Here is a 6,000-nt window from a genome sequence, read left to right on the forward strand (position 1 = left end):
TACATTCCGACCAGGGCCACCTTGCGGAGGCCCCGGCACCCGCGGTCGGGCGTGTCGCCCAGCTCACGGTCCCGGTGCGGACGCTTTCGCATGCGTACCGGGTTCTGTCACCGGCACGCGGGTCGCCCCGCCCCGGATCTCTGGCCTTGTCGTGCCGCCGTCCGGACTCCGGATCCAGCGCACGCACGAGTTGCCCGGGCACGCCCGGGCACAAGGGGAAAGAGTACCTACCACAGCCGCCCAGGTCAAAACGGAATGGCCCGGCGAACGTCTCACACTCGCCGGCCGGATCTCGCCCTGCCTCGTCGCCCGCGATGGGCACCTACGAATACAAGTGTACCGGCATCCCCGCCGGACCACCCGTCGCCCCCGGAGCGGGCACCGGAGACCTGGTGCGAGAGGTACACCGACCGGCTCGCGCAGTGATATGCCTCACGCGATGGTGAGCAGTAGCGCCAGGCCGAGCCCCACGAGGCTGAGCAGCGCCCCCGCCGCCCCGCAGCTGATCCCGGCCACCGCCAGGCCCCGACCGGTGAACCGCACCGCCGGCGGTGCGGCCGGCCGGCGGATCTGCCGCTGACCGAGCAGGCCCGCGACGGTCGCCGCCACCCCCGCCAGCACGCCCAGCACCGTGAACGCGCCGGACGCCCAGGCCCCGCCGTTGCCAGCGAAGGCCACCCCGAAACAGATCACCAGCAGTGCGACCAGGATCGAGGCGATCCCCGCCACCAGCGACCCGATGGCCAGCCCGGAGGTGACCGGCGGCACGTCCAGGTGCACCACGCCGAACGGCGTGCCGGGCACCGACTCCACCCGCTTCGGCGGCCGACGCTGGTCGTCGCTGGGCGGCGGCACGGGCCGCGCCGCCATCCCCCACCCCGGAGCCTGACCCGACGACGGCGGCTGCCCCCAACCCTGCGGCCCGCCGGGCCCGGGCTGAGGCTGGCCCCAACCCTGCGGCCCACCCGGCCCGGACTGAGGCTGGCCCCAACCCTGCGGCCCACCCGACCCGGACTGAGGCTGCCCCCAACCCTGCGGCGCCGATGCGCCGGAAACCGGATAGGGGTGGCCGGAGCCGGGCGCTGCCGCAGTACCCCAACCGGTTGGAGGCGCACCCCAATCGGACGGCGGCACCGATCGGGGATGTTCACCCCAGGTGGGCGACGGAGCCGCTTCACCCCAAGTGGGCGATGAGGCCGGTGGCGTGGTCTGGTCGGGCGGGGACGCTGGCGACGTACCCGGATCGGGGACGGCCGAGGACGAGCCAGGCTGCCCGGCCGGGTCGGGTCGCGCCCAGCCGCTCGGCTCGGAGGGTGCCGGGCCTGAGGCCGGCGCGCCAGGATGCCCGGCCGGCTCATCCGCCGGGGGCCGCGCCGGTTCCGTCACGAGGTCCTCCTGTCGACAGGGCCGCCGTCGCCGCGCGGCGGACACCGGCCAGGCTACCGCCGGGCGCGACGCCGCCCACGCCCGGCGCGACCGTGGCTGGATCAGTCCATGTTCGCCGGGTAGTCATGGCCGAACGGCATGCCGGACAACCGGACCACGCCGATCACCACGGCGACGACCACGCTGACCGCGACCAGCACCAGCCCGGTCCACGCCAACTGCTCACCGCGCCGTAGCCAGGCGCCGCCGGTCAGGAAGCCGCCCGAGGCGTACGCCTCCCGGCGGGCCTGCCGCGCCAACTGGAGCGCCACCGTCGCCGGCACCACCCCGCCGATGAACAGGCCGGTGAGCATGCCGAGCAGCCCCAACGCGAAGACCGCCCGCGCCTTCGTGGCGCGGGCCGGATCCGGATCCAGCGGGTGGCGCAGGCCCTGCTGCGCGACGGACACCTGCCCGGGTGCGGTCGTCATGCCTCCATCATGCCGAACCCGGTCCGCGGCCGGGGCGGTCCGGACGCGACGAGGCCCCCGGCAGGTGCCGGGGGCCTCGTCGTTGTCGGTGCTTTAGCGGTACGACCCGAAGTCGAAGTCGTCCAGCGGCACAGCCTGCCCGCTGGCCGGCCCGAACCCGTAGTCGGTCTCCGGGTAACCGGTCATCGAGTAGACCTTGGCCTTGGCCTCCTCGGTCGGCTCCACCCGGACGTTGCGGTACTTGCTGATGCCCGTACCGGCCGGGATGAGCTTACCGATGATCACGTTCTCCTTGAGGCCGACCAGCGAGTCGCTGCGCGAGTTGATCGCAGCGTCGGTCAGCACCCGGGTGGTCTCCTGGAAGGAGGCCGCGGAGAGCCAGGAGTCGGTGGCCAGCGAGGCCTTCGTGATACCCATCAGCACCGGACGGCCGGCGGCGGGCTCGCCACCCTCCGACACGAGCCGGCGGTTCTCCGACTCGAACAGCGCCCGGTCGACCAGCACACCCGGCAGGAACTCAGTCGAGCCGGAGTCGATGACCGTCACCCGCTTGAGCATCTGGCGAATGATGATCTCGATGTGCTTGTCGTGGATGAGCACGCCCTGCGAGCGGTAGACCTCCTGGACCTCACTGGTCAGGTGGACCTGGACCGCCCGCGGACCCATGATCCGCAGAAGCTCGTGCGGGTCGATGGTGCCCTCGGTCAGCTTCTCGCCGACCGCGACGTGACCGCCGTCGTGGGTACGCAGCCGCACCCGCTTGGAGATCTTGTCGTAGACGATCTCCTCGCTGCCGTCGTCCGGCACCACGATGATCTTCCGCGAGCGCTCGCCGTCCTCGATGCGGATCCGGCCGGGGGTGTCGGCGATGGGCGCCTTACCCTTCGGGACCCGGGCCTCGAAGATTTCCTGCACACGCGGCAGACCCTGGGTGATGTCCTCACCCGCGACACCACCGGTGTGGAAGGTACGCATCGTCAGCTGCGTACCGGGCTCACCGATCGACTGGGCGGCGATGATGCCGACCGCCTCGCCGACGTCCACGGTCTTGCCGGTCGGCAGCGAACGCCCGTAGCAGGCACCGCAGACACCCAGCTTCGACTCGCAGGTGAGCACGCTGCGCACCCGGACCGTCTCCACGCCAGCGGCGACGATCTTGTCGACGCCGATGGAGTTGATGTCCTGACCCCGCTCGGCGACGACGGTGCCGTCCGGCCCCTTGATGTCGTCGGCCAGGGTACGGGCGTGCACGCTGGTCTCGGCGTGCTCGTGCACGACCAGCTTGCCGCCCTCCAGACGCTCGCCGATCTGCATCGGGATCGCCCGGTCGGTGCCGCAGTCCTCCTCGCGGATGATCACGTCCTGCGAGACGTCCACCAGACGACGGGTCAGGTAACCCGAGTCGGCGGTCCGCAGCGCGGTGTCGGCGAGACCCTTACGGGCACCGTGCGTGGAGATGAAGTACTCCAGCACGGACAGACCCTCCCGGTAGCTGGCCTTGATCGGCCGCGGGATGATCTCACCCTTGGGGTTGGCCACCAGACCACGGATCGCCGCGATCTGCCGGAGCTGGAGCAGGTTACCGCGGGCACCCGAGTTGATCATCTTCCACAGTGGGTTCTCCTGCGGCAGCGCGGTGTCCATCTCCTTGGCGACCTCGTTGGTCGCCTTGGTCCAGATCTCGATGAGCTCGCCGCGACGCTCCTCGGCGGTCATCAGACCACGCTGGTACTGCTTGTCGATCCGGTCGGCTTCCTTCTCGTACTTCGCCAGGATCTCCGCCTTGCGCGGCGGAGCGATGACGTCCTCCATGCCGATCGTCACGCCGGACCAGGTGGCCCAGTGGAAGCCGGCCTCCTTGAGCCCGTCCAGGGTGGCCGCGAGGGCCACCTTGGGGAAGCGCTCGGCGAGGTCGTTGACGATCGCAGAGAGCTGACCCTTGCGGATCTCGTAGTTCACGAAGCGGTAGCCCTGCGGCAGCGTCTCGTTGAACAGCACCCGGCCCAGGGTGGTCTCCACGGTCAGCGGGTCACCCTCGACCCAGCCCTCCGGAGCGGTCCACTGCTCGGCACCGGCGCCGTTGTCGACCTCGGTCACGCCACGCAGGCGGATCTTCACCAGCGCCTGCAGGTGCAGCTCGCTGTTGTCGAACGCCATCCGCGCCTCGGCGTCCGAGCTGAATGCCCGACCCTCGCCCTTCTTCTCACCGGCGGTGAGGTGGGTGAGGTGGTAGAGACCGATGACCATGTCCTGGGTGGGCATGGTGACCGGCTTACCGTCGGCCGGCTTGAGGATGTTGTTCGACGACAGCATCAGGATCCGTGCCTCGGCCTGGGCCTCGGCGGACAGCGGCACGTGCACCGCCATCTGGTCACCGTCGAAGTCCGCGTTGAACGCGGTGCAGACCAGCGGGTGGATCTGGATGGCCTTGCCCTCGACCAGCTGCGGCTCGAAGGCCTGGATGCCCAGACGGTGCAGGGTCGGCGCCCGGTTGAGCAGCACCGGGTGCTCGCCGATGACCTCTTCCAGCACGTCCCACACGACCGGGCGCTGACGCTCGACCATCCGCTTGGCGGACTTGATGTTCTGCGCGTGGTTGAGGTCGACCAGCCGCTTCATCACGAACGGCTTGAACAGCTCCAGTGCCATCTGCTTGGGCAGACCGCACTGGTGCAGCTTGAGCTTCGGGCCGACCACGATGACCGAACGGCCGGAGTAGTCGACGCGCTTGCCCAGCAGGTTCTGGCGGAACCGGCCCTGCTTGCCCTTGAGCATGTCGGACAGCGACTTGAGCGGGCGGTTACCCGGACCGGTGACCGGCCGGCCGCGGCGGCCGTTGTCGAACAGCGCGTCGACGGCCTCCTGGAGCATCCGCTTCTCGTTGTTGACGATGATCTCGGGGGCACCGAGATCGATCAGCCGCTTGAGGCGGTTGTTCCGGTTGATCACGCGGCGGTACAGGTCGTTCAGGTCCGAGGTCGCGAACCGGCCACCGTCGAGCTGCACCATCGGGCGCAGGTCCGGCGGGATGACGGGGACGCAGTCCAGCACCATGCCGAGCGGCGAGTTGCGGGTGTTCAGGAACGCCGCCACGACCTTGAGCCGCTTGAGCGCCCGGATCTTCCGCTGACCCTTGCCGGACCGGATGGTCTCCCGCAGGCTCTCGGCCTCGGCGTCGAGGTCCATGTTCTGGACCAGCGCCTTGATCGCCTCGGCGCCCATCGAGCCGGTGAAGTACTCACCGAACCGGTCGCGCAGCTCGCGGTAGAGCAGCTCGTCGGTGACCAGCTGCTTCGGCTCCAGCTTGCGGAAGGTGTCCAGCACCTCGTCCAGGCGGTCGATCTCGCGCTGGGCCCGGTCGCGGATCTGGCGCATCTCGCGCTCTCCGCCCTCCTTGACCTTGCGCCGGACGTCCGCCTTGGCACCCTCGGCCTCCAGCTCGGCCAGGTCGGCCTCGAGCTTGGCGGCCCGCTTCTCGATCTCCGAGTCGCGGCTGTTCTCGGACTGCCGCTTCTCGGCCAGGATCTCGTTCTCGATCGTCGAGAGGTCACGGTGACGCGACTCCGCGTCCACGCTCGTCACGACGTACGAGGCGAAGTAGATGATCTTTTCGAGGTCCTTGGGGGCGAGGTCCAGCAGGTAACCCAGCCGGCTCGGCACGCCCTTGAAGTACCAGATGTGGGTCACGGGAGCGGCGAGCTCGATGTGCCCCATCCGCTCACGACGGACCTTGGAGCGAGTCACCTCGACGCCGCAGCGCTCACAGATGATGCCCTTGAACCGGACGCGCTTGTACTTACCGCAGTAGCACTCCCAGTCCCGCTGCGGACCGAAGATCTTCTCGCAGAAGAGCCCGTCCTTCTCCGGCTTCAGGGTGCGGTAGTTGATCGTCTCAGGCTTCTTGACCTCGCCGTGCGACCACTGACGGATGTCGTCGGCGGTGGCGAGACCAATGCGCAGCTCGTCGAAGAAGTTGACGTCGAGCACTATGTCCCCTATGTCGTCGTCTGTACTGCTAATTCTCGGGCGGGGTCGGGGGGGGGGGGGGGCGCCCCCCCCCCCCCCCCCCACAAAAAAAAAAAAAAACAAGCCGCAGGCCCCCGCCCGGGGCGGGCCACAAACACACACCCACCCCGAAACACCA

The 6,000-nt window shown here is 69.5% G+C and carries 3 protein-coding genes; all 3 read right to left on the reverse strand.

The window, feature by feature from the left end; all coding sequences use genetic code 11:
* Positions 1-432: 432 nt before the first annotated feature.
* The 3 genes from ABZ780_RS28895 to ABZ780_RS28905 all read right to left on the reverse strand — a co-directional run bounded on the left by ABZ780_RS28895 (position 433) and on the right by ABZ780_RS28905 (position 5,843).
* Complete coding sequence (locus tag ABZ780_RS28895) at positions 433-804, reverse strand: hypothetical protein (protein WP_357008164.1); 372 nt, start codon at positions 802-804, stop codon at positions 433-435.
* A 683-nt stretch (positions 805-1,487) separates the two neighbouring features.
* Entirely contained in the window at positions 1,488-1,856 is a 369-nt protein-coding gene (locus ABZ780_RS28900) for a hypothetical protein (RefSeq protein WP_357006868.1), read from the reverse strand.
* A 93-nt stretch (positions 1,857-1,949) separates the two neighbouring features.
* Positions 1,950-5,843 carry a DNA-directed RNA polymerase subunit beta' gene (locus ABZ780_RS28905; protein ID WP_357006865.1) on the reverse strand — a complete coding sequence of 1,298 codons (3,894 nt, stop codon included), beginning with the start codon at positions 5,841-5,843 and terminating at the stop codon, positions 1,950-1,952.
* Between the last annotated feature and the right edge of the window lie 157 nt (positions 5,844-6,000).

Origin of the sequence: Micromonospora sp. NPDC047467 (genome assembly GCF_040643095.1) — a bacterium.
Taxonomy (GTDB): Bacteria; Actinomycetota; Actinomycetes; order Mycobacteriales; family Micromonosporaceae; genus Micromonospora.